26 protein-coding genes and 1 pseudogene are annotated in these 23,908 nt (G+C 47.0%); 9 read left to right on the forward strand and 18 right to left on the reverse strand.

The annotated features are described in order from the left end of the window. The first annotated feature begins 40 nt into the window (after positions 1-40). Positions 41-406 carry an MTH1187 family thiamine-binding protein gene (locus tag IQE94_RS16040; protein WP_010871336.1) on the forward strand — a complete coding sequence of 122 codons (366 nt, stop codon included), beginning with the start codon at positions 41-43 and terminating at the stop codon, positions 404-406. Positions 407-487: 81 nt separating this feature from the next. On the opposite strand, the gene IQE94_RS16045 is transcribed toward IQE94_RS16040, so the two are convergent. From IQE94_RS16045 to IQE94_RS16080, 8 genes are all read right to left on the reverse strand, one after another. Next, positions 488-1,024: a hypothetical protein gene (locus IQE94_RS16045; protein ID WP_212720117.1), complete on the reverse strand. Its 537-nt coding sequence runs from the start codon at positions 1,022-1,024 to the stop codon at positions 488-490. A 20-nt stretch (positions 1,025-1,044) separates the two neighbouring features. Further along, positions 1,045-1,527 (reverse strand): thioredoxin-dependent thiol peroxidase, encoded by a 483-nt coding sequence (gene bcp, locus IQE94_RS16050; protein WP_212720115.1) that lies wholly within the window; start codon positions 1,525-1,527, stop codon positions 1,045-1,047. An 87-nt stretch (positions 1,528-1,614) separates the two neighbouring features. Beyond that, a complete protein-coding gene (locus IQE94_RS16055) occupies positions 1,615-2,460 on the reverse strand; it encodes a M56 family metallopeptidase (RefSeq protein WP_212720106.1) in 846 nt (281 codons plus the stop codon). Continuing rightward, on the reverse strand, positions 2,460-2,882 hold the full coding sequence (locus tag IQE94_RS16060) for a BlaI/MecI/CopY family transcriptional regulator (RefSeq protein WP_212720104.1): 423 nt from the start codon (positions 2,880-2,882) through the stop codon (positions 2,460-2,462). Before IQE94_RS16060 ends, IQE94_RS16055 begins: the two co-directional genes overlap by 1 nt. 43 nt (positions 2,883-2,925) lie before the next feature. Next, positions 2,926-4,557 (reverse strand): alpha/beta hydrolase, encoded by a 1,632-nt coding sequence (locus IQE94_RS16065; protein WP_212720102.1) that lies wholly within the window; start codon positions 4,555-4,557, stop codon positions 2,926-2,928. Positions 4,558-4,828: 271 nt separating this feature from the next. Continuing rightward, positions 4,829-5,614, reverse strand: coding sequence for a precorrin-4 C(11)-methyltransferase (gene cobM, locus IQE94_RS16070; RefSeq protein WP_212720093.1), 786 nt, complete (start codon positions 5,612-5,614; stop codon positions 4,829-4,831). Positions 5,615-5,679: 65 nt separating this feature from the next. Beyond that, the gene (locus tag IQE94_RS16075; RefSeq protein WP_212720091.1) at positions 5,680-5,850 is read right to left on the reverse strand and encodes a DUF4926 domain-containing protein; all 171 of its coding nucleotides are present in this window, start codon (positions 5,848-5,850) and stop codon (positions 5,680-5,682) included. A gap of 135 nt (positions 5,851-5,985) precedes the next feature. Beyond that, the gene (locus IQE94_RS16080; RefSeq protein ID WP_223342294.1) at positions 5,986-7,179 is read right to left on the reverse strand and encodes a tetratricopeptide repeat protein; all 1,194 of its coding nucleotides are present in this window, start codon (positions 7,177-7,179) and stop codon (positions 5,986-5,988) included. A gap of 203 nt (positions 7,180-7,382) precedes the next feature. Here IQE94_RS16080 and aroH point away from each other — a divergent pair, with 203 nt between their 5' ends. Next, positions 7,383-7,766, forward strand: coding sequence for a chorismate mutase (gene aroH, locus IQE94_RS16085; protein ID WP_212720089.1), 384 nt, complete (start codon positions 7,383-7,385; stop codon positions 7,764-7,766). Positions 7,767-7,867: 101 nt separating this feature from the next. On the opposite strand, the gene IQE94_RS16090 is transcribed toward aroH, so the two are convergent. From IQE94_RS16090 to wecB, 3 genes are all read right to left on the reverse strand, one after another. Next, positions 7,868-9,127 carry a sodium/glutamate symporter gene (locus IQE94_RS16090; RefSeq protein ID WP_255611311.1) on the reverse strand — a complete coding sequence of 420 codons (1,260 nt, stop codon included), beginning with the start codon at positions 9,125-9,127 and terminating at the stop codon, positions 7,868-7,870. Next, on the reverse strand, positions 9,055-9,330 hold the full coding sequence (locus IQE94_RS18705; protein ID WP_255611312.1) for a hypothetical protein: 276 nt from the start codon (positions 9,328-9,330) through the stop codon (positions 9,055-9,057). The genes IQE94_RS16090 and IQE94_RS18705 overlap by 73 nt, the downstream gene beginning before the upstream one ends. Before the next feature lie 429 nt (positions 9,331-9,759). Further along, on the reverse strand, positions 9,760-10,875 hold the full coding sequence (wecB, locus tag IQE94_RS16095; RefSeq protein ID WP_212720085.1) for a non-hydrolyzing UDP-N-acetylglucosamine 2-epimerase: 1,116 nt from the start codon (positions 10,873-10,875) through the stop codon (positions 9,760-9,762). A 186-nt stretch (positions 10,876-11,061) separates the two neighbouring features. Here wecB and IQE94_RS16100 point away from each other — a divergent pair, with 186 nt between their 5' ends. Both IQE94_RS16100 and IQE94_RS16105 read left to right on the forward strand, forming a co-directional pair. Next, entirely contained in the window at positions 11,062-11,586 is a 525-nt protein-coding gene (locus tag IQE94_RS16100; RefSeq protein ID WP_212720083.1) for a CGLD27 family protein, read from the forward strand. 64 nt (positions 11,587-11,650) lie between these two features. Continuing rightward, on the forward strand, positions 11,651-12,604 hold the full coding sequence (locus tag IQE94_RS16105; protein WP_212720081.1) for an asparaginase: 954 nt from the start codon (positions 11,651-11,653) through the stop codon (positions 12,602-12,604). Between the two features lie 161 nt (positions 12,605-12,765). Here IQE94_RS16105 and trxA read toward each other — a convergent pair whose 3' ends face one another. Beyond that, on the reverse strand, positions 12,766-13,089 hold the full coding sequence (gene trxA, locus IQE94_RS16110) for a thioredoxin (RefSeq protein WP_010873851.1): 324 nt from the start codon (positions 13,087-13,089) through the stop codon (positions 12,766-12,768). Positions 13,090-13,453: 364 nt separating this feature from the next. Between trxA and IQE94_RS16115 the strand changes: the two genes are divergently transcribed. Next, positions 13,454-14,680: an NAD(P)/FAD-dependent oxidoreductase gene (locus IQE94_RS16115; protein ID WP_212720079.1), complete on the forward strand. Its 1,227-nt coding sequence runs from the start codon at positions 13,454-13,456 to the stop codon at positions 14,678-14,680. 75 nt (positions 14,681-14,755) lie between these two features. Further along, positions 14,756-16,177 (forward strand): pyruvate kinase, encoded by a 1,422-nt coding sequence (pyk, locus tag IQE94_RS16120; RefSeq protein ID WP_212720071.1) that lies wholly within the window; start codon positions 14,756-14,758, stop codon positions 16,175-16,177. A gap of 112 nt (positions 16,178-16,289) precedes the next feature. On the opposite strand, the gene IQE94_RS16125 is transcribed toward pyk, so the two are convergent. The 3 genes from IQE94_RS16125 to IQE94_RS16135 all read right to left on the reverse strand — a co-directional run bounded on the left by IQE94_RS16125 (position 16,290) and on the right by IQE94_RS16135 (position 18,674). After that, positions 16,290-16,538, reverse strand: a complete 249-nt coding sequence (locus tag IQE94_RS16125; RefSeq protein WP_223342295.1) for a hypothetical protein — start codon at positions 16,536-16,538, stop codon at positions 16,290-16,292. Positions 16,539-17,085: 547 nt separating this feature from the next. Further along, positions 17,086-17,886, reverse strand: coding sequence for an extracellular solute-binding protein (locus tag IQE94_RS16130; RefSeq protein ID WP_212720061.1), 801 nt, complete (start codon positions 17,884-17,886; stop codon positions 17,086-17,088). Between the two features lie 83 nt (positions 17,887-17,969). Next, positions 17,970-18,674, reverse strand: coding sequence for a cupin domain-containing protein (locus tag IQE94_RS16135; protein ID WP_212720056.1), 705 nt, complete (start codon positions 18,672-18,674; stop codon positions 17,970-17,972). A 346-nt stretch (positions 18,675-19,020) separates the two neighbouring features. Between IQE94_RS16135 and IQE94_RS16140 the strand changes: the two genes are divergently transcribed. Continuing rightward, a complete protein-coding gene (locus IQE94_RS16140) occupies positions 19,021-19,473 on the forward strand; it encodes a hypothetical protein (protein ID WP_212720054.1) in 453 nt (150 codons plus the stop codon). Between the two features lie 5 nt (positions 19,474-19,478). Here IQE94_RS16140 and IQE94_RS16145 read toward each other — a convergent pair whose 3' ends face one another. Then, entirely contained in the window at positions 19,479-19,718 is a 240-nt protein-coding gene (locus IQE94_RS16145) for a 2Fe-2S iron-sulfur cluster-binding protein (protein WP_212720052.1), read from the reverse strand. A gap of 517 nt (positions 19,719-20,235) precedes the next feature. Beyond that, positions 20,236-20,355, reverse strand: a pseudogene (locus IQE94_RS16150) (IS701 family transposase); the annotation flags it as partial. A 197-nt stretch (positions 20,356-20,552) separates the two neighbouring features. Between IQE94_RS16150 and IQE94_RS16155 the strand changes: the two are divergent. Both IQE94_RS16155 and IQE94_RS16160 read left to right on the forward strand, forming a co-directional pair. Then, on the forward strand, positions 20,553-21,629 hold the full coding sequence (locus IQE94_RS16155; RefSeq protein WP_212720050.1) for a glycosyltransferase family 4 protein: 1,077 nt from the start codon (positions 20,553-20,555) through the stop codon (positions 21,627-21,629). Between the two features lie 9 nt (positions 21,630-21,638). After that, positions 21,639-22,346: a response regulator transcription factor gene (locus IQE94_RS16160; protein WP_223342296.1), complete on the forward strand. Its 708-nt coding sequence runs from the start codon at positions 21,639-21,641 to the stop codon at positions 22,344-22,346. 166 nt (positions 22,347-22,512) lie between these two features. On the opposite strand, the gene IQE94_RS16165 is transcribed toward IQE94_RS16160, so the two are convergent. Next, positions 22,513-23,742 carry a histidinol dehydrogenase gene (locus IQE94_RS16165; RefSeq protein WP_223342297.1) on the reverse strand — a complete coding sequence of 410 codons (1,230 nt, stop codon included), beginning with the start codon at positions 23,740-23,742 and terminating at the stop codon, positions 22,513-22,515. Positions 23,743-23,908 lie beyond the last annotated feature (166 nt).

Raw genomic sequence — 23,908 nt, forward strand, 5'->3', positions numbered from 1 at the left:
CATATCAACAACTAGCCTGTCCCCCCAATTGACGGCGGGAGTGTGTCAAAATCTAGGGAAATTTGAGATTGTCGTTAGCCATTACCGACGAGTAAAAGCTATGAACGTGATTGTGGATTTATGTGTCGTGCCCCTAGGTGTGGGGGTTTCCGTGGGCCAGTATGTGGCCGCCTGTCAGAAAGTGTTGGCCGAAGCGGGACTGAAACATACCATGCATGCCTACGGCACCAACATTGAAGGGGATTGGGACGAAGTTTTTGCCGCAGTTAAGGCCTGTCACGAAGCGGTCCATGCCCTGGGAGCCCCCCGTATCACTTCCAGCATGCGTTTCGGTACCCGCACCGATCGCCCCCAAACCATGGATGAAAAGGTGAAAAGTGTGGAAACATGGCTGGAAAATTCCTGAGCACTTAATGGCGAGGAGAGCTAGGGTTAATTCGGTCTGCCCAAGGCAGATTTTGGTTTTTCCCCTGTCAACTTCAACTCGTTAACTTGCCGGCTCCGTTGCTTCTAGCTCCACTAGGTAGCTCCCCCATTTCTCCTCGTTGGTGCGGGGATCAATGTCTTTTTTTAACAATCGCCAACTTTTACCTTCACTTTGCCGCTGTAGGTAAAGATCAAATGGATTCTGTTTTTGAGTCACCGTTTGCCGGGGCAGAATCAGTTTTAAATCATATCCCCCAGTTAGGTGATAGGCCGGTAAGTTATCCACGGCGATCGCCTCGATTTTTTTAACGTTGATCTTGCTAATTTCAAAATCCGGCGTTGGGGCGTTTAAATGTTGACTAAGGGCAGTTTGTGTACGGTTGAGTTGGAAAGTAATTGCTTGCTGTACCACTGCACCATCGGGGGCAAATTCCAAGGGGGGCGGGGAGCTTTGACAGGCGTTTAGACTGAAGCCAATCAAACCAAGGATTAACCAAGTTAGTAACCGGCGTTGATAATAATTGATTAGGTTCATTAGATCAACGGGGAAGCTCTGCCTAGCGGGAAAAATTTGCTCGCCCAAAAATGATTTTTGCATAAGCAATTACTCAACTGAAATTAATCAGCACCCCTTAATTGTTGTAGTTTCTCCAACACTTTTTCGACGTGGCCCTTGACCCTCACATTAGGCCAAATGTGGGCAATATTTCCCTGGGGGTTGATTAAAAAAGTGGAACGAAGAATGCCTTCATACTCTTTACCCATGAATTTTTTGGGGCCCCAAGCGCCATAGGCCGCGGCTAATTGATGCTCGGGATCACTGAGTAATTGAACGGTGAGATTATGCTTATCGATGAATTTACTATGGCTTTTCTCGGAGTCTGGGCTGACCCCAACTACAACAGCATCGAGGGCGATAAATTCCGCTAACTTGGCACTAAACTCAGTTGCTTCCGTGGTGCAACCGGGGGTATTGTCCTTAGGGTAAAAGTACAACACCAACCACTTACCAGCAAAATCTCCTAGTGAAAACGCTGTGCCTTCGGCATTAGGAGCGGAGAAAGCGGGGGCCGATTGGTTAATTTCTAAGGCAGTGGCCATTTTGAAAAACTTCTTAATTGAATACAGTTGTGGGAATTTCTAGTAGCCCAATGGTTGTTGGTCTTACCCAGCCCCAAAGGTTTGAATTTACTTGATATGCAAGGGAATTAAGATTAGGGGTAAAACGGAGATCGCCAGTAGAAGTAAAGACCCTCCCCAGGCAATGAACCGATGGGAACTGGGGGTAACGGTAGAGGACAACAATTGATCAATGCGAGCTAGAAGACGATCCTGTTGCCCAGCAAAAGGCACCCCCAGGGGCAGGGGATTGGCCACCATGGCATTTTGGGCCACTAGGGCGAGGGCCTCCGCTAATACCAGGGGGTCGCAGTGATTTGCACCATGGCGATCGGCTCGGCATTCCCTTTGCCACAGTAATTCCTGCCACAAGGATTCTGTTTCCGGTAACCAAAAAGTTAAACGGCGCAGGGCCCCCAACCAGAAAAATGTCCAGGTATCCCGGTAAAAAAGATGGGCGCTTTCGTGGGCTAACACAGCTTGTATCTGCTCTGGGGTCAGTAAGCGCAATAACCCCCGGCTCACCACCAATTCCGGCGACCAAAGCCCCACCTGGGCACTGTAGGGAAAATCGGTTTCCAAAAGACGAATTTTTTGCCCCTGCCAATGGCTGATGGGGTAGTTCTGCACCGCTCGCAGAGTTTGCCAGGTCTGCTCCGCCAAATAGAGCACCGATAGCCCTGTCCAAACTAAAAACATCCATGCCAGTAGATGACTGCCCATGCTAGCTGGCAAACCAAACATCCAACCACAGCCCATCCAGGCGATCGCCGCGCTAGTACTGATTAAAAGCATGGGGGGCAGGGCAAAGCAAATTAATGCCGCTGGCCAATCTAACTTGCCGGGCCAGTAACGGATGGCCCATCGCAGGGCAAACGCAATTAACACAGCCATGAGAAACAAGATACTGTGCATTATTTTTCCTCCTGTCGCTGTTGCCGGGCTTTCTGTAACCGATCGGCGATCGCTGTTAACTGGTCAATGCTAGCGGTATCTAAACTGTCAGCGAAGGCGGCCACCACATCAGGATTGCTAATGGCCAGAAACTGTTGCAATTGTTCGTAGGATTGCACCGCCTTGGCCTGGTCAGCGCTCACCCTTGCCGTCCAAATAAAGGCTTTACCCTGGCGATGGCACATAAGCCAACCCTTTTTAGTTAGACGGTTCAACACCGTGGTCACTGAAGAGTAGGCCAATTCCCGGTCAGGATCGCTCAAAATACGGTCGTGGATATCCTTCACCGTGGCCTGGTCTAATTGCCAGACAATTTCCAAAATTTCCTGCTCCAGGGGGCCCAGGGACAATTGTTGGGGGCGGTAGGGGGGGATCCAACTCATAAATATTCCACGGTGCATCAAGATCTTTTCTAACCATACAGGATTAATCCTGAGAGAATCCACCGTACCGGGCCAGGAACTCATCAATTTTTTGCCTGATTTTAGGGGCAGATTTACCGGACACCAGATACAACTTAAACTCATTCAGCCCACTCAAATATTCTGCGTAGGCTGAACTGAGATAGGGGCGATATTTATCCGCACCCTGGGGATCTTGACGGATGTAAACTTCAAAAAATGCCACAGTTGTACCCATGACGTAGTCATAAATGGTGTCTTGATTGGGTAAAACCAGGTGGGCGGTGGAATCAATGGCTTTACTGATGCCCGGATCTAATTTAGTGAAGTTAACGTGGGCTTGCCCTTCAATTAGAAGCCAATATTTATCCGGTACCGTTAACCAGGTAAAAGATGCTGCTTGTTCCAACGCCGGGGGCGCCGCCGGGTCGTAACTACCGGAGCCAAAAACAACTGGAATATTAATTTTGGCCAAGCCCTTGCTACCAAAAAGACTGCGGTTAACTGGGTTGGCTGCAAATACTGCTTTGACCCTTTCATCCCGTAAGGAAATGGTTTGTCGGGGCAATTCTAAGGCTCGGCATTGCATTAGTAGAGCAACGTCTAAATTGGCTAAATCTGAATCACAATCCTTTTGCAAATTATCAAAATCTATTTCCGCCCCGGCGATCGCCAAAGCAGTATAACCACCGAAGGAATGGCCCGCCATCCCAACATTTTTTAAATCTAAACGACCGGCAAATTCTGATTGGTTACGTCGTTCTAATTCATCCAGGGTAAAACTAATATCCTTGGGGCGATTAATGTAATCATTAACATCAAAAATATCGCCGTGATAGCCCTCCAGCATTTCCTGGAGATAAATATTGTCACTACCGGGATGTTGGGGGGCAACAACTAGATAGCCATAGGAGGCTAAATGTTGTAAACCCACTTCATAATCCTCTGGCCGGGAAGACAAACCATGGGAAAAGGCTAACACTGGAATCTTATCTTGCTGCTCTCCCTTGGGAATAAACACGTCAACATAAAAATGGCGATCGCGGCTGGCGTCAACTAAATGCCAAACAACTTTTTCCACCCCATAGGGGCCAGACTGGCGTAGGTCAGGTAAGTCAGCATAATTAACAGCTGGAGCTTCCGAAGCCTCCTCAGCGGTTAGTATGGCCAATTCCTTTACAGCGGTTTCCGTGGCCAAGATAAACATATCAACTTGCTTGGCCAATGCCAGGGCTTTTTCTCCATTAATTTGTATGCTAGTAGGTAGTTTTTGTAACACTTTAATTGAAGACAATCCCCCTGGTTCCATCGCCGCCTGAACGAGGGCTGCCCGTATGGCGTATTTGCCATTATTTTTATAGGGAATGTTAATCACTTCCCCCAGTCGAGTTAAAATTTCTTCACCCATTTTGGTGTTGAAGAAGCGAGAAATCATCACAGGACTAAGCTCTACTTCTTTATTTAAAACTGCCCGCAACTCCTTCTGTTGATCCTGGGCAATAAAATTGAAATAAAATTGTAAGTCTTTATCAACTTCCCCCGTCTCCGCAAACTTTGTCAGAGAGTCGATTTTGATGGAAGTCATCAAACCACCATAGGAAAAAGAAATTTGCTCCGCCGCCCCTAGGGGAAAAGCCAGTAGCATATTTGCCGTCAAAGTTCCTAAGAGAAGTAACCCTTTCTGATACGCTTTCTTTGTCCAACTTTTTGGTGTCGACATGTATTGTTTAAAAGTAAAGAAGTAGACTTGTTAATTGCAAAATTAAGCTAATTATATTTATTGTTAAGACAATTGAGCTTAGCTGTTCCCATAGAAACTAATCACTAGCCATTTGTTTCTTGTTGTCACCAATCTTAACAAAATTAAGTCCAGATAAATTTTTAGCTACTTTAGCAATGAAAATTAATAAATTCCTAGCAGGCACAATTTAACGTTTGGGACGAAATATATGACTGTGGTCAGGATGATAAAGGCGCGATCGCCGGGGGAGATCGGTTTTTAAAGCAGGGCTGATCAGGTATAGGGTGGTGCGGATGAGATTTTCTTGCAAACTTAGGGCGGCCATTTCCCCCAGGGGAACTAGCCAAATTTTTTCATCGGGCCAACCCACCCGAAAGCAAACGGCCACGGGAGTGTCGGCGGGGTAATGCTCCAATAATTGGTTCTGGGCTTTTTCCACATGGCGAGCGGCTAAGTATAGCCCCAAACTGGCTTGGTGGTAGGCCAAACTTGCTAACTCTTCCCGTTCTGGCACCGTCGAAGCCGCACCACTAATGCGGGTCAGCACAATAGTTTGTACTAAATCAGGCACAGTGAGCTCACAGTTTAAGATGGCCGCCGCCGCCTGGAATGCACTAATGCCCGGCACACAGACAAAGGAAATGTCCGCTTCCCCCAGAGCCTGCATTTGTTCGTGGATGGCGCTGTAGAGGGTGAGATCACCAGAATGGAGTCGCACCACAATTTTCCCTTGGCGCACCGCTGTGATCATTAACGGCACAATGGTCTCCAAGGTTTTACTCCCAGTAGCAATACATTCCGCCTGGGGTCGCACCTCTGCCAACATTTGCTTGGGCACCAGGGAATCGGCATAGAGGACTAAATCAGCCGCTTGCAAGAGCTTTTGCCCCTTAATAGTCAGTAGATCGGGATCACCGGGGCCTGCCCCAACAAAATAAACGGCCGGAGAAAAAGATTGTCTGGTTGCGGTCATAGATTTGTAGGTATGGGATTTTGGTGAAAAATCAGTAATTGAGCTGCAGGAAAGGTTTCCATGGCTTAGGGAATACCATCCTGGTCAGCAAATTCAACTTCAAACATCCGGTCGCTAAATTCCATTACCATTGTTCCCACCTGGCCCGGTTGAAGGTAAATCGGTTCACCCATTTCAAAGTGTTTGGTTATCCGGCTTTCAGTAAAAATAACAACATCTAAGTCTTTAATTTTCATAATTACCTGCTACTTTTTAACGGGATAACAACCAACTAAGCAAGGAAAAATTTCCCCTTACGGACAACCGATAAGGCAGTTGTTGTTGATTTTTTTCAGATAGTCTGCTTGGGCGGCATTGGGTAATTTCATGGGCTATGCGATCAAACCCATTTCCTGTAGATTTTTTCTGAGTCGATCCGCCTCCGGGGATTGCCGTTGTTCATAAAGGGCGATCGCCTGTTGGAAAACATCGACACTTTCTTGGATTAGACCAGCCTTAAAACTAGTAACAGCTAGGTTTTGATAGGCTTCAGCATAGTCCGGTTGTAGGGCAATAGCCTGTTGATAACCCTTGATGGCTTCGAGTAAGTTTCCTTGGGCCTTGTAAATCATTGCTAAGTTAAAAAAGGCGATCGCTTGGGACGGATCAATATGAATTACTGCTTGATAAACCTTAATTGCTTCGCCCAATTCCCCTAAGTCTTGCAAAAAAGCACCGTAATTGATCAAAGCACCTAGTTTTAGGGGCAGTAAAATTTCTTCATCTAAGGCTTTCTGATAATGTTTGCGGGCCAATTCCCATTTTTGTTGGCGGCGGTAGGCGTTGGCCAGATGGTAATGCAATTCAAACCGCACGGGAATGGAAGCTGTGTTGCGCTTGAGCCCCTGTTTGAGCATTTTTACCCCCTCTTTTTCGTCCCCCAAGCTGAAATATAAAGCTCCTAGCTTACTGCAGAGGTAAGGGTCTTGGGGATTGTCCGCCATGGCTTTTTCGAGCAAATGTTTGGCCCGCTGGGTTTTACCCCGTTCTTTCAGCAAGGTGGGACTATAGCCCTGGTGGAGGATGGCGACCCCTGGTAAATCAATCACCTGCCAATGGGTTTCCCGCTCCAGTAAGGTCAAAACGCTGTCATCAATGGTTTCGTGGTAGGGACGACTAAATTGCACCGCCGGATGGCGACGGAATAACCGGGATACCAACGAATAGGGAGATTGGTTACTGTCCAGTTCGTGGCGCATTAAGTTCACCACCAAGGCATTGTCCGTGGCGATCGCCTTTTGGATGCCATCTTTAACCAGAATATTCAGCCTTTCGTCCCCATCGAGCACTAACACCCAATCCCCCGTGGTGGCGGCTAGGGCATGATTGCGGGCTAGGGCAAAATCATCTTCCCAGGGCACAGTGATCACCTTAGCCCCCGCTTGGGTAGCAATTTCCACCGTATTATCCGTGGACCCCGTGTCTGCTATGACCATTTCATCTACTAGATCCGCCACACTAGCTAAGCATTCCCCCAGGAAAGCGGCTTCATTTTGAACAATCATGCAAAGGCTGAGGCGAGGCATAGGGATTTGGGCAAAATTGGCAAAAGGTCAGTCAATCATCCTAACCGAATTGTCCGGTAAGATGAGTGTGGTTTCCAAACAAAATAGTCCCTTACCGTTGGGCTACGGCTAAAGGGGGAACTTTTGCCCCCGTAACTAGACCGATTAGATTAAATTCAACTCAAAAAGACTAAACTTACTAGCAATTAACGAGGAGGTTGAGGGTGGTGGACTGGAAAGTTCGAGCGATTCGGGGTGCAACGACGGTTTCGGAAAATAGCTCTGAGGCAATCCGAGATGCGGTCTGTGAGCTGCTGGATGTCATCGAAGCAAATAACGCCTGCCCCCCGGAGGACATTGTCAGTGTAACTTTCTCTGTTACCCCCGACCTCGATGTAATTTTTCCGGCGGCGATCGCCAGGCAGAGGCCCCGCTGGGAAAATGTCCCCCTGTTAGATGTGCAACAAATGTATGTCAAAGGTAGTTTAGAACGGTGTATTAGGGTGTTAATTCACGTCAACAGCCAAAGCCCCCAGTCAGAAATGTACCATGCCTATTTGCGCCAAGCCCGTAGTTTACGCCCCGATTGGCATTTAGCCAGATTTTAAAGCTTCAACAGACTTAAACTTCAAACAAACATTGAAATTGTTTAGTCATGGAAAAGACTTAAAACTCTTAACTGCGGCTTATTATTCCGTTAGTGCCAATATCAACCAATGGGGTTGGGTGAATCTGCTTCAGCCATCATTTCCCGTTTAATCACCTTATAGTTCCAGAAACCAAAAATTAGCCAAAAAGCTAATAAGCCGGAGGTGGAAATTAGCATCGGAATCAGACCAAATTGACGAATTAAAGTGGGGGCCGCCGCCGTAAATAATCCACCACCAACAATCGGCTCAAAAAATAATTGTTTATAAGCAAAGCTTTCAAAGGCACCGGTACGGTTATGGGGATCAACCATTTTAATTAACAGAATTCCTGTGGCAGTAACCCCCATGGATTGACCCATATCACCAATACCTCTTTCAAACCAATAACTAGGTAAAATTCTTGGTGCTAGGTAAACAAAAGCGACAATATTCCAAATAATTCCTACCAAAGACAAACTCAGAAAAACGGGCAAGTTAGCTCCCAACACCTGCAGTTTAATCGATGCTAAGGCCGTTACCACGACCAAATCCAGGGCCACTCCGGCAATTCTTTCTTGTAAATTTCTAATAATCAAGGAATCTAAATCCAACCTTTTCATAATTAGTTGGACAATAATGCCTCCAATCAAAGCCATGGGAAATAAAGGAATAGCTCCAGCCAATTCAAAACCAGTTTTTCCCCAGGTGAAAAATTCTAACAACCTGAGTAGCTCTAAAATTATCCAGCCAATCAACACCGCTAAGGCCGTAAAGCCAAAATTCAAAGATAGGGGATCGATTAAAAGGTTTCGCATTAACTGAGCTCTTCTGCTCAAAACACGATCACTTTCCAGATGGGCCGTGGGCTGAAATTGGGCGTCTCCTGATGTTATCTCGGTCGGTATTTCTTGGATGTAATTATTGCGCCTGCCCCAATCGGCTAAAACCGTACCGGCGATTACCCCAGTGACAATACCCACGGTGGCCAATCCCAGGGCTAAATCTCCGCCTTCAGGAAAATTTAGTCTGTTGAAGGTTTCTGCCATACCGGCTGCAGTTCCATGACCTCCTTCAAAACTGATTTCCACCAGGGAAGCAATTATCGGATCGACATTGAACAGAGGAATTAAAATTAATAAGGTGATCAAGATGGGCAAAGCATACTGCCCCCAAGCCAACGTCTGGCCAAAGGCTACTTGGGGAGAGGTTTTACGCCAAATTTCCTTCGGTTTTGGAATGGTTTCCCCCAGGAATAGGGCCGCAAAAACTATATTGATGAAGACTCCAGGGGACTGGGCCCAGACGGTGCGGGTAGTTTCGGGAAATACTCCCCCGGCCAAATAACTATCCGCAGGTACCCCAGGGCCACGGCAATGGAACCAACTACCCCTGGCCCTAATAACAAGGCGATTGCCCCGGCAATAATCGATTCTGGTAAATATAGTTTTTGAAATAGCTTAATTTTCTGTTTTACAAATCTACCCACCAGAATTAAAATCGCCAGGGTGATAAACGCAAATAAAACATTAATTAAACTAAGCATTTTGATAGTTATGATAATTATTTTGTTTCTGTAGCGGTGGCAAGCTCCAGGGGCTAAATTAGCAGTAAAAGTTGGGAGTCTCGACCTTGATACAATTTAAAAGTATTTCACCCCAGGGGCCAATATGCTAAACCCGGTAGGCAGGGCAAGCGGGGCTTGATGCTATCTTGTATTGATCTCGCTTTTCTGTAACATCAGCTACAAAATTTCCCCTGTAATGCTCGCGCTTTGACTTTGCTCTTCGTGCTAATGATCTAGTTAACCGAGTCTGCTGTTGCGACGGGCATAAGCCCAAGATATTTCCCTGTGTCTGTGTCTATCTTCCAGAGAAGTAAAGTTCATACTTTCTATTTACTCAGTTTCCCCCTAAATTTGGGGAGCGAGGGGGGCTTTTCAAACAGGCTCTTAAACATGAGTTGGCTATTCAAGTTAGTGTTGGAAATAATTACGAACAATTTGGATGATTTTTGGGCTGGCAGTACCGTCCCCAAAGGGGTTGATGGCATTGGCCATTTGTTCATAGGCTTGGGGTTGACTCAGTAACTCCCCGGCGGCCTTCGTAACTTTGGCCGGATTTGTCCCCACTAATTTCGCTGTCCCGGCGGCGATCGCCTCTGGTCGTTCCGTTGTTTCCCGCAACACTAACACAGGTTTACCCAAACTAGGAGCTTCTTCCTGAAGACCACCGGAATCCGTTAAGAGTAGGTAACAATGCTGAATTGCCCCCACCAATTGGGCGTAATCCAATGGTTCTGTTAGAAAAACCCGGGGATGATCACCCAATGCCTTTTGAATCGGTTCCCGCACAGTGGGATTGCGGTGCATGGGCAGTAATAGGGCCGTGTCGGGAAACTGCTCTAGGATTTGGCTAAAACTGGTCAAAATATCCTGCAAGGGCTCCCCCCAATTTTCCCGGCGATGCACTGTAGCCAGTAAAACTCGATACTTTTGCCAATCCAAACCGTCAATGGGGCAAGCTGGTTTTTGGCCGGCCACTGTCAATAACGCATCAATGACCGTATTGCCCGTTAAATGGATTTCCCCAGTGACATCGGATCGCCGTAAATTCTCCACTGCTAGGGTAGTGGGGGCAAAATGCAACTGGGCAATTTGGGAAATCAGGCGACGATTGGCTTCCTCTGGGTAGGGATTAAATAAATTATCGGTGCGTAACCCCGCTTCCACATGGCCAATGGGAATTTGCTGATAAAAAGCCGCCAGGGCCGCCGCAAAAGCTGTGGTGGTATCCCCTTGGACAATGACCAATTGGGGTGGTTTTTCCCGCCAGAGTTTGTCCAATCCCCCCAAGCAACCCTGGGTAATATCCGTTAAAGTTTGCCCCGGTTGCATAATTTTCAGATCCGCATCCCCTGACAACTCAAATAAATCCATGACCTGTTGCACCATTTCCCGATGTTGCCCGGTCAAAATTACCTGGGTTTCCATATCGGGTTGGGCCCGGAATGCCCGGATCACGGGGGCCAATTTGATCGCTTCAGGGCGAGTACCGAGGGTAATGCAAACGGATAGGGGAGATACAGTCATAGATCATCAACGTAGGTAATTCCAGGTTAACTGAGAGGGGCCATGGCTTAATCCGGTTAGAGCAAAAATAATCAAAAATTTGCCTGGGTTGAGGGACTTGGTTCTCCCCGAAATTCTGGGTCAAAATGGAAAGGGATTTTATTGCCCCCAGCTTTTGCCGGAATTACCCTAAATTATTTGAACTCTATGAATCCCATGCGGGAATCCTCACCCCAAATTTGCCCCGTCCCTCTGGAGCAACAGCCGGTCAATGAATACGAAGCCCTCAAGTCTGCTTGGTTATATGCCTGGGGCCAACTAGATTTGCTCAGTTACGGCAAGAAACTTACGGGGCTGGCTTTGTTGATTAGTTTTATTGTCAGCCCGATCGCCTCCGCCAGCTTTTCGGTGGAAAAGCAACCCGTTCAATGTGGTTTCATGATTGTGCTGGGCATTGGCCTTCTGCTATCCCTGTTTGTGTTGCGCTTGCTGTTGGGCTGGCGTTACGTTGGCGATCGCCTGGGGGCAGAAACCGTCACCTACGAAGAATCCGGCTGGTACGATGGCCAAGTGTGGCGTAAACCCCTAGAAGTGCAAACCAGGGATCAACTTATTTTGCGCTATCAAGTCAATCCCGTAATGCAACGCTGGCAAGATACCTTGAAATTCTTGGGGGCCACCATGGCGATCGATCTGCTCCTCTGGGCAATGTTTCGACTGATTAGTGCCTAGAATTGAAACAGGTTCAAAAACTCAAGCCTGAAAAACATTACCACCGAGCATTAAATCCAACAGCATGAGCAGAGGAAAACGCCCCCACACTCCCCCCATCGAAGTGCATTTGCTGAGGGAAGGCATCATCGAATCCCAACACTGGGCCGAAGCCACAGTATACGACGACAGGGGAAGGGTTTTAATGCTTGCCGGTAACAGCACCAGCAACGCCTTCATTCGCTCTTCCCTCAAACCATTTCAGGCCCTGGCCGTCACTAGCACCGGTACCATGGAGCGCTATGGCCTCACCGACAAAGACCTGGCCATTATGTGTGGTTCGCACCAAGGCACCATTGAACAAGCCCGGCAGGTATTCAATATTCTTTGGCGGGCCGACATTGAGCCCCAGGCTTTACAATGTCCCATTCCACCAGGACAGGAAAGCCCCCTGCACCATGGCTGCTCCGGGAAACATTCCGGTATGTTGGCCGTTTGCCAGCAGCAGGACTGGCCACTCCACAGTTATTTGCAACAAAGCAGTCCCATTCAAAAACTGATTTTGTCCAAGGTGGCCGACCTTCTGGGTATGCCTGGAGCGGAATTGATCGCCGCCCACGACGACTGTGGGGCCCCCACCTACGCCATGGAGTTGGGGCAAATAGCCCACTTATATGCACTGCTATCTTCGGGACAACAATTGGGTTTAGAGCGGGTTGCCCGGGCGATGACCTATTATCCCTATTTTGTCGCTGGGGAAGGCTGTTTCGATACGGAACTGATGCAACAAATGGAAGGGGAATTGGTCAGCAAGTCTGGTGCCGAGGGGGTGCAATGTGTGGGCCGAGTGGGGGAAGGGCTAGGTTTAGCAATTAAAGTTAAGGATGGTTCCAAACGAGCTAAGTACGCCGTAGCCATTCATCTACTCCAACAAATGGGTTGGATTCCTCCCCAGGTGGCGGAAACCCTGTCAGAAAAATTTGTACGGCTGGGTAGATATAAGCGCCTGGAAGTGATCGGCGAATTGGCTATGCTTTGATCTGCAAAGATAATCAAAAGATGGGGGCAAAATGGAACTTTTACCCCATTCACCCCATGGTTGTTATTTTCCCTCCAGGGCAAAAACCCAACAAAAAAGACCGTGTCCTGGGGAGGGGCACGATCCGGAGGGAAACCGTCACAAAGCAGGGAGACCAGCGCTTAAAGATATTTTTCTAGGGTGCTGGCAAGGGTCGTTTTGGGCACGGCTCCCACCACCATGTCCACTCTCTGACCCCCTTTGAAAATCATTAGGGTGGGAATACTGCGGATGCCGTACTGACTAGCGGTATTGGGGTTTTCGTCGGTGTTTAACTTAACGACTTTGACCTTGCCTTCGTACTGTTGTGAGATTTCATCAACGACGGGGGCCACCATGCGACAAGGGCCACACCAGGGAGCCCAAAAGTCTACGAGCACGGGTAACTCGCTGTCTAATACATCCTCTTTGAAACTTGCGTCGGAAACTTGAGGGGTAGCACTCATACTGGAAATCCTTTTAAACCTCGTGATGGGCTGATTAGAATACTACCATAACTAATTGTTGACCTCTGTATGGAAAAATATCGTGAAACTTAGAATTTATTCATCTTTTGTCACAGTTGCTGTCATACTTCCCTCCATTATGAGTAGATAAGAAGAAACCGCCCGAACATCATCCAGGCGGAGTGTGGTGTGAGGAGTGAACGGAAACTTACGTCTCCGCCCTCTTCATTGTACAGGCTGGAACGGGGGCCGTAGGGGTTTTGCCGGTGGGGAGTTCCGTATCAGTGAAATTTTTTCAAGGGATTTTTGGATCTATTTGGATCTATTTTCCGGGGAAACACGGATCTAAAGTTTAATCAGAACTATGCCAAGAACTGTAATTGTGGTGGGGGGAGGAGCGGCCGGCTTTTTTGGGGCGATTAATTGTGCAAGAAATCTACCGGAGGGCAGAGTAATTTTATTGGAGGCGGGGTCAAAATTCCTGGCTAAGGTTAGCATTTCTGGAGGCGGTCGTTGTAATGTGACCCACCATTGCTTTGACCCGACGCAGTTAGTGCAAAATTATCCCCGGGGGGGGAAAGCGTTACGGGGAGCGTTCAGTCGCTTCCAACCCCAACAAACAATCGCCTGGTTTGGGGCGGAGGGGGTACAACTGAAAACGGAAGCAGACGGGCGGATGTTTCCCATTACCGATGACTCGGCCACCATTGTGGATTGTTTACTAGCGACAGCGCGGCGATCGGGAGTGGAGTTAAGGAATCGATCGCCAGTGCAAGGGGTAGGAAAACTAGGGGAGCAATTCCAGGTAACGCTTAAATCGGGGGAAATAATTAATGGCGATCGCCTGTTGTTGGCCACGGGCAGTAATCCTTTAGGTTATCGTTGGGCGGAACAATTGGGACATACAATCCAGGCTCCGGTGCCCTCTTTGTTCACCTTTAATATTCCCGATGCCCAGTTGACCGACCTTGCCGGAGTCAGTGTGGAAAATGCCCTAGTGAGTTTGTCGCCGAAGTTTAAAGGAACTGATTGCCAAGCAGGCCCGGTCTTGATTACCCATTGGGGGCTGAGCGGCCCGGCGGTGCTGAAACTATCCGCCTGGGGAGCAAGGCAATTGCAGGCATCGAGCTATGACCATTCCCTCTGGCTCAACTGGTTACCTAGAGTTAACCCCCAGCAGTCTATCGTCCAATGGCAACAGACAAAGCAAAATCATCCCCGCAAACAAATTGCTAATTTCAGCCCCACAACCCTTCCCAAACGACTCTGGCAGAGATTAACGGCCCAGGCGGAGATTAAACCCGGCCAATGCTGGGCTGATTTTTCCAAAGTCCAGGAACGACAACTAACGGATAATATCCACCGCTACCACTGTCAGATCAAAGGCAAAGGGGTGTTCAAAGAAGAATTTGTTACCTGTGGGGGTATTACCCTCAAGGAAGTGGATTTTAAAACCATGGCCAGCCGTTGTTGCCCAGGCTTATATTTTGCTGGGGAAATCCTCGACATAGATGGTATTACCGGCGGTTTTAATTTTCAAAATGCCTGGACTACGGCTTGGTTGGCAGCCCAAGGGATGGGGACTCTATAACATTCCCTTAATTCCCCTCCAGTAAGTTGGACTAGAATTCCAGTGCCAGCCTAGATTAACCCCCGGTGAAGTTTTATGAGACCCCTAAGTCATCGCACCAAGATTGTGGCCACCATTGGCCCCGCCAGTAGTTCGGTGGAGGTGATACGTCAAATGGTGGATGCGGGCATGAATGTGGCTCGGCTCAATTTTTCCCATGGTAGCTACGAGGATCACGCCACCATGGTCAAAATGCTGCGATCGGTGGAGCAAGAAATGGACACTCCCATTACCCTTTTGCAGGATTTACAGGGGCCCAAAATTCGCATTGGTCAGTTACCAGGGGGCGAAAAACATCTACGAGAAGGGGAAAAAATCTGTTTGGTGCCAGTGGAAATTGGCGATCGCCATGGTGAGGCGGTAGGCATTGACTATCCCCATTTGGCGGCGGAGGCCCGGGTGGGGGAAAGAATTTTGTTGGATGATGGTTTGCTGGAAATGAAAGTGGTGGCGATTAAAGATCCAGAGGTAATTTGTGAAGTGGTGACGGGGGGCGTCCTCAAAAGTCGCAAAGGGGTCAATCTACCGGGGTTAGTGCTAACTTTACCTTCCATGACCGCCAAGGATAAGCAGGACTTAGAATTTGGTCTGAGCCAAGGTATTGATTGGGTTTCCCTCAGCTTTGTCCGCAAAGGGGAAGATATCCACACCCTCAAACAATTTCTGGCCGAACGGGGCCATCCTGACCTGCCGGTCATTGCCAAAATCGAAAAGCCCCAGGCGATCGAAAATCTGGAAGAAATTGTGGCAGTTTCCAACGGCATTATGGTGGCCCGGGGCGACCTAGGGGTGGAAGTAAACCCAGAAAAAGTGCCTCGCCTGCAAAAGGAAATCATCCGGCGCTGTAACGTACGGGCCATTCCGGTTATTACCGCCACCCAAATGCTAGACAGCATGATTCACAATTCCCGACCCACCAGAGCAGAAGCCAGTGACGTGGCCAACGCCATCTTGGATGGCACCGATGCGGTAATGTTATCCGGGGAATCGGCAGTGGGACAATACCCTGTTAAATCAGTACAGATGTTGCGTAAAATTGCCGAAGAAACGGAATTGGGTCTCCATCTTACCAACAATCCACCAATCGAAAATACGGAAACCCATGCCCTAAGTGAAGCATTGGTGGTCATCGACGAAATCTTAGACTTAAAATATATTGTTACATTCACCACGTCTGGTTTTACTTCTCTGCTCGCTTCCAATCAACGGCCATCGGTGCCGGTTATTGCCTTTACCCCCTCAGAAAAGGTTTACCATGGCCTCAACTTAGTTTGGGGTATTATTCCCTTTTTAATTGACGAAGAATTTGACACCTTTGAGGACTTAATCCAACAGGCGGAGGTACTGCTAAGGGATCGAGAAATGGTACAAAAAGGCGACCAATTATTAGTTATGGCCGGGATTCCGACAAAAATACCCAGAGGCACCAATTTTCTTAAGATTCATCGTATTTCTTAAATTATGTCCAACATTAAAGCTAGGATGCTGATGGTGAAGGCCAATACAGATGAGCAAAGTTTTTGAACTCTGTACTAAAGCTAATCAAGATAAAGTTTCACTCCAATTTTGTTTAACATCCATGAAATTTCTCTAGCCAGTGACGTTCAGAGGGCATTATCATGCCCGTATCTTGAGCAAAAATTGCTTCCGTATAGGACATCAAAATAATATGGGCCAGATTTTGTTTTAAATCCCGATGGGCTTCATCTGCATTTTTGACATATTTGATATCCAAATTAATCTTGGTCTGACTTTGTAAAGTTGTTAGTAGAAAAGCCGATATATCCTTAAATCCAGAGATTTTAAGGTTTTCATCCATAGAATTTATATCGAAAATTTAATCAGTTAATTTGACCGGGGAAGAGAGAGATTCAAATAAATTTAAGTTGATCGTGTCAGCTACGGCATTCCTTAGGCTAAAACAGTAAAAAAATTTGCTAAAGTAACGAGAATTGCTATAGCAAAAATTGGGCTGTTTTAGGACATTTTTAATTTTAAAACTCTTAATTTGGAAAGGTTTTCAGTGACTATTAGTCCTAACCGTCTCGCCCTTTACTATACAAGATTAGTCACTGGACAAGTGTCTTGGCTATGCTCTTCTAAGATTTTAATCAAAGAATCTAGGGACTGTTTAACAAGTTTAGGGTAATGGATTTATTTCCCTGATTCCCTGATACAGCAAATTCAGGATCAATCTGATATCAACAAAACCTTTGTAACGCTTATTTGGCAAAGTTTTTGCTATGGTGCCTAGATACGGCAACCGCTGTAAAAGGAGTATTTGACTCAAATTCTCCCATTGTCAAGGAAGGTTAGAAGGAACTTAACTCCGACAACTCAACTTCTCAAACAGAATCTTACACATTTTACTTTGACCATCCCTCCGAACGAAATATCGCTTCTGCCTCTTCAGTTTGCAGAAAATCAATAAATAGCTCCGCCCCTGGATCGGCCTTGGCGTTGGTGACAACATTCAAATCTCGGTAAATAACTCGATCAGGAGAAAGTTCAACCCATTCAGCTTCTTCGGGATGGTTAATGGGCCAGTCTTTCCAGGTTATCCAAGCATCTGCGTTCATCTCTTTAAATGCTTCAAAGCTAGCGCCACTGCCCTTGGCAAAAGCAATAATATTGCGGCGAAAAGCTTTGACATCATCAAGGGAGCCTGTGCGGCCGGCAATGTCTTCCCATACGCCAGTGCCTGAAGTGTTGTAAACGCCAGCTCCCTCAGTCACAACAATTTTAATTCCGGGACTGAGCAAATCGTCAAAATTTTTGATATTTTTGGGATTACCTTTACGAACAGCAATCACCGATGTTGCCATATAAATCGGTTCCACGTCATTGCTATTGAATTCTTTATAGGTTTCCAAAAAGGCAGTCATTGATTGCTCCGAGGTACCCCAAATGATGTCTGCATCACGCTGGGCGTCTTGAGACCATTGACTTTCTGGTCCGAACTTCACATCCACAGGAATACCTGTTTGGGCAGTGAAGAGCTTGCCAGCCCGGATAAGGGCGGTGTGTGGTCCTCCGGCACCATATAGTCTAACGATGCCATCCTTAGGTTGATAGTTTGGTTCGACGCTCGGATTAGCAAATGTTGGACCATGGAGCATACAAGCGAAAAATAATAACAATCCTAGAGGTGTTGTTTTGCTGTCCATGGTAGTGGAATTACTCCGTAATTAATAATCGAGAATGAAGCGAAATGATATTTGAATTAACGTTGGTTCGATAGCGAAATTAACTAAGGATTTTTATTGATCATAATTAACAAATCACGATTATTATTACCCTTTGGCAAATCATAACCAAGCAGGGATTCCATTAAAGGATTATTAATGGCGACCATCGAATCTAGAACTTCAAAAGTCTTGAAATTTGCTGGAAATAAGAAAATGAAAGTAGCTGTTTCATTACCAACGGTTTCAGACCAATGGGTCCAGCCCGAAGGAATAAAAACAAGATTACCTGATTCTAAATTTTGCTCAAATACTTTGCCTTTTGGATCAATCAAAACTGTTTTTGCCTTACCTGAGATCAAAATTTGTTCTTCCCAAGTGTCATGCCAATGGGGGGTGCGAGCGGCTCCTGGCTTTATCTCCACCCTGGCAGTGTCATTTTCAGCAACAGGAAAGTTCTTTTTTCTACAGTAGGAAATGGTTCCGGCTGTGTACTTATAAACTTCCACTTCTCTGGGCTCACAGCTAAACTGGGTTTCACTTATTTTTGTGGCCATGGGATTGTTAGCTAATTGTGCCTCGTCTTTAATCTTGATCGGCTCCGTTTTTGGGGCTTCTAATCTAGTTGCTACTTTAGTATTTTCCTTCGTGCTCTGACTCAGGACAGGATTAATGGAAAAACCTATTTGAATTAACAAAAATAAAGCTAATGAGATAACTACTATCCAGGGAAAATTTTTTCTATTGATGAGATTAATTTTTATTTTCATAATCAACTATGGATTAAATTTTAGATCAGACAGCAACCATAGATAAGTCGTCAATTACTCCCCGGGTAAGATGATTCCATGCACAGTTGTTTTAAACCATAGTTTTTTAGAGGCCATTGTCCTAATTTGTCAACTATGGCAGAACAGACGGTGGCATGGCGGAGAAAGAAGGAAATTAACCTCGTTTTAGGGAGTTAAAAGTCTTTGATCCGAATACTTTGTTAATTATCCCAGCAATTGACCCAATATATTGATTCTGTCAGGGTAAATGAAGTTTGTGCGCCCTTAGTGGCTATTCTTCCCAGGGCAGTATACTGGGGATTAATTTTTGAAAAACAGCAAGATCATGTCATTATTCCCCATTTTCACCGCCCTATTGAGCATTTCGTCCACCACCATTGATCAGATTCCTGTCATTGTTGAACCCCAGCCTTTTTTTGTTAGTCAGGCTAACGCGGCGGATATTTTAGTAAAGTTACCCAGGCCCCAGGGTAGTCCGAACAATGTGGGTAGTATGTTTATGGCCAATGCCTATGGACAACAGGGATTAAATTTCCAAGCTAACGGTAAACCAGCCCCCACAGTGAAGTTCTACCAAGATGCCCTTACTAAACTGGGTTATGAGGAAAGAACTATTAATGCTACCCAGGGAGACTGGGGCTTTAGTATTGTGTTTGATACCCCTGCTGAGCTAACTTTGACCCCAAAGGATGCAGGCAAATCAGTGGTGTTGGTTATTCAGGGAACGATGCTTGGACCTGACACCATTAACCTTAATCTGCGGTTCGAAGAAATTTAGGTGTATTACCAAGTGGGATCATCATAAAGATTGATCTCCAATTCCCTTACCCCCACTGGCACCGCGCTGATGCAGGCGCAAATGGGAGTACCGTCCCCCAATTCCACCTCACAGGCATGGCAGGAACCCATCAAACATCCGGTGGGAATGAAAACTCCTGCCCTTTCTGCCACATCTAAAATAGGTTCTCCCGCCCGGGCCATCACAGTCACATCATCAGGTAAAAAGCGTATCATTACTGCCATTGGTGGTTCCTAATCTAAATAGTCTTTCAGCATTTGTTTGGTAGATTTTGTATCTTTCTTGATAGGAAATTGGTGCATTATCCAAGAAAGAAACAGCTTCCTCAACCGATTCATATTATGATCTTTTTTGAGGTTTGGAAGTTTGTTTTTATTTCTTTTATAGCATCTTCCTTTATGCTATTAAACTTTCTTTTGGAATTTTTTCTTCTTCTATCCGCCAAAATTTGGGCGCTGTCTGGCAAATAAACCTCTTTCTGTGTGCTCTGTTTTATTTCTCTGTAATTTTCAGTAAATCGCACTTTGTAAACATCCAATTAATAGGACTAGTTCTCTTTGAGAAAATTTCTGTTCTTATTGCAGTCGATAAAGGCGATTACGCTGGCCTATGCTAAGATGCAAATACTTCATTGGTTTGTCTATTGTTTTTGTATAAAATCAGACTTTAACTAATGAAATTTTTTGTAACAAACTTTTCAGTTGATGCACTCGAGGCTTGAATCAGCCTGTCCGTAATTCATCCTAGATACAAATATTTGAAGTACTCAAAACTTCTCACTTCTGGAAATAAGTCTCTGTAGGTTTCGCAATATTTGTCTATGAACTGTACTGTTTCTTTGGCTCTACGGTGCGCTACCATATGTCAACTCTAGCTTTCAGCTCTTCTATTTTATCTGCCCTTTTCTGATAGAAGAGCGATAGCTTCGTATAGTTCACGGTGACCCCAGACCATCGGGTTTTGGATTGCGGCTTCTATTGCCTGGTTAACAGGAGCTAAGCACCTTACAAATATGGGGTAAACTTTACCATGAACCCTTCCCAATCCCATCTTTGCCCATGCTCGGCGGTCAATATTATCTCATTGCATTTATTTTGGCGGTGATTGTGGTTTGGTTCACGACACCGTTAATCAATCATTGGGGGCAACGGGCCGGTTATGTAGACCAACCCAGTGCTCGAAAAATGCATCATCGTCCCATGGTGCGCCTAGGGGGAGTATCTATTTTCCTCGGTAGCTTGGTGGCGCTGTTGGCGGTTTGGAATCTTGGGGCCTTCGGTGCCATGAGCACTAAAGGGGAATGGGAAGTCTGGGGCGTAGTGCTGGGGGGTTTAGCTTTTTTTGGCATTGGTTTATTTGATGACCTGTTTGACCTAAGTCCTTTTTCCCGTTTATTGGCCCAGGTGGCGATCGCCTCGGTGGTATGGAATATGGGAGTAAGAATTGACTTTTTTACCCTGCCGTTCCTGGGGAACTTGGTGTACCTGGACATTTTAAGTTTGCCCATTACGGTGATTTGGTTAGTGGGTTTAGCCAACGCCATTAACTGGATTGATGGCTTGGATGGTTTGGCGGCGGGGGTCTGTGGCATTGCGGCGGTGGTGCTGTTTGTGCTCTGTTTGTTTATGGAACAATCGGAGGCGGCCTTAATTGCGGCGGCCATGGCCGGGGGAGCACTGGGGTTTTTGCGGTACAACTTCAATCCTGCCCAGATTTTCATGGGGGATGGGGGAGCCTACTTTATGGGCTTTACCCTGGGGGCCGTAGCGGTGATTGGCCTGGTTAAAGTAGCAGCCATGGCGACGGTGGCGGTGACAGCGGTTTTATTGCCCTATCTGGTGCTGGCGGTGCCCATTTTGGACATGTCAGTGGTTATTCTCTCCCGGGTCATTAAGGGGAAATCTCCTTTTAAGGCTGACAAGGGCCATCTGCACCACCGCTTGATCAATGCGGGTATTTCCCACCGTCTAACGGTGCTGTTTATCTATGCCCTCACCCTCTGGGCCGGCAGTTTAGCTTTGGGATTTTCCAATATTCCCAGCGGTTGGGGCTTTGCCATTGGTGCTACTCTGCTGTTGATTTATCTGGGTTGGCAGGTGTGGCGCAATAGTCGCAATGTGGAGGAACAGGATTGATTTATTGCCATGCCCAATATTTTGATTGTAGAAGATGACCAGGAAATAGCCCAGTTAATTAGGGAAACCCTAGAGCGTGAACAGTTTACCTGCGTTGTGTCCAATGACGGGGAAACGGGTTTAAGAATTTTCCAGGAACAGGCTCCGGATCTCATTGTGTTGGATTTGATGTTACCCAAATTGGATGGGCTGGAAGTTTGTACCCGCATTCGCCAACAACCAGGCAGTAAAGATCCCTATATTCTGATGTTGACCGCCAAAGGGGAGGAAATAGACCGCATTATTGGCCTCTCCACTGGGGCCGATGATTACTTGGTTAAACCCTTTAGTCCGAGGGAATTGGTGGCCAGGGTGCGGGCCCTATTGCGGCGGCAATTGCGTCAGGGGCAACCGGTGGGGCAAATTTATCGCACAAGCCATTTTCAGGTGGACCTAGACCAACATCAGGCTAGTCGTTACCAAGGCGATCGCCAGGAGGAGTTGGAATTGACCGGGTTGGAATTTAATTTATTAGCTACGTTTATGAGCTATCCAGGGCGAGTCTGGAATCGGGGCCAATTAATTGAAAAGTTGTGGGGCAATGATTTTTTTGGCGACGAACGGGTGGTGGACACCCACATCCGCAGATTGCGCAAGAAAATTGAACCAGACCCCGCTAATCCTAGTTTTATTAAAACGGTGATCGGTTTGGGCTATAAGTTTGAAGATCCTGGCTAATCGGGCAGTATGGTTCCCATGGTTAAGCTTGGGCAAGTAGGTTCCCTAGCCAGAAATCGGCAAAGCAGTGCAAGGTTTGCAGTCTTCACTGCTACGTCTTATCGCAAAACGATAGATGGAATTTCTGGTTCCAGAATTGAAAAAGTCTAGGTAAAATTTGGTTAACCTAATCCTCATTGAGTCGCTCCAATTGCCCCAACCGTTCTTCGATCGCCGTTAGACCCTGCCAATTAACCAAATCCTTTAACCACGGGGGCGGCAGGGTATTACCATAGTCTAGTAATTGACTGGAGCGTAGAAAACAATGGAAGGCTAATTCACTAGCTGTGGCCATGGCCCCATCCTGGGTTTGCAGACGGGTAGCTCCACTAAGGTAATGACCCAAAATGCTCGGACTATGGTAGCCGATGTAAATTTCCCTGGCTCGCTGGACTTTTTCCACCATGGCCCAGGGGTCTTCCATAGCCAATAGTAAAATATGGGGGCCGAACTCATTGACCCAATTTCCACAGGCTTCCAGGTCTTCCACGATCGCCACTAGGCCGTAATGGGCCAGGGCCTTTTCCGTGTGCACAGAATGTTCTTGCTCCCGACAATAGCGATTCACTGATTGGATGACTTCTTCTCCCAGATCCAGGCGATTGGTCAGTAGCACTGCGCTGGCATTGGGATATTGTTCGGCATGGGCCAACAAATCTAGGGCTAGCCATTGCCCGTTGGCTTCACTGTCCGCTAGCACCATCAAATTTGTTCTGGCTAGGGTTTGGTCAATGGTCACCACACCACTCACCAATTGTTTGGCGGCCATTACCTCCGGAGATCCCGCCCCCGTAATGGACTCCACCGGAGCAATGTTTTTTGCCCCCCAGGTCAACATGGCGATCGCCGGCACCCCGGCAGCTAGATAAATTTCCTCAATGCCCATTTCCTGGGCCGCCACCAAAATAGTCGGGCTAATAGTTTCCGTTACCAACACCCGTTCCCCTACCCCCATAGTCTTGGCCAACATTCCTTGGCGGAGTAAATTGCCCAGGGCATCCCCCCTTTTGGTCTCCAGATAAAAACCAGCCCTTCTCACCGCGTAAAACCTCTGCCCCCGCACTGTGCCATCTTCCGGAAAGCGCACTTTGGCCTTGGGCAACTGCGGACGGTAAATCTGCTCTAGGATGTTGCAAGCTTGGCGAATCACCGACAATTTTTCTTGGCTAATACGCTGATAAGCCGCATCCAACTCAGCTCCACTAACCCTGGGGGGAGCATCCTGGCTAACGGTAGCCCAATGTTCCATCGCCGCCACAACCTTTGCCATCACCGGCCAGGGGGAAGGGACGGGACGATGATGTAAACGTCGCAACTCCTGAACAATGTCACCGGACTGGGTGATGAGACGTAACATGGCAACTAATTTGCTCCCAAACAGCCAACCCCAGGCAGAGCGCCCAGTTCTGTTTTAGCTTAACGTTTTTACCAGTGAAGTTCCCTGTGTTGGACATTCCCCCTCATCTATTGGTTGAAAGGAATGAAGGAATGGGAGCATATCGCCCAAGGCAAATTATTTTCCC

Source organism: Synechocystis sp. PCC 7339 (genome assembly GCF_019924095.1).
Taxonomy (GTDB): domain Bacteria; phylum Cyanobacteriota; class Cyanobacteriia; order Cyanobacteriales; family Microcystaceae; genus Synechocystis.